General features: G+C 68.7%; 1 pseudogene. It reads left to right on the forward strand.

The features are described 5' to 3' along the window. Nucleotides 1-265 (forward strand): annotated as a pseudogene (locus SB765_RS30440) (selenocysteine-specific translation factor); the annotation flags it as partial.

Here is a 265-nt window from a genome sequence, read left to right on the forward strand (position 1 = left end):
TGGCGATCAGCAAATGCGACCGGGTCGAGCCGGCCCGGCTGGCCGATGTGCAGGCGCAAGTCAGTGAACTGCTGGCGCCAGGGCCGTATGCCGGTGCGCGGCAGTTCCCATTGTCGAGCATCAGCGGGGAAGGCGTGGACGCGCTGCGTCAAGCCCTGCTGGAGGCTGAGGCCAATGTACGGGCACGCGCTGTGCGCGGTGGTTTTCGTCTGGCCGTCGACCGCGCTTTCGCGGTTAGCGGCGCTGGCGTCGTGGTCACCGGCAC

It is taken from the genome of Pseudomonas sp. SIMBA_067, assembly GCF_046534675.1.
Lineage (GTDB): Bacteria > Pseudomonadota > Gammaproteobacteria > Pseudomonadales > Pseudomonadaceae > Aquipseudomonas > Aquipseudomonas putida.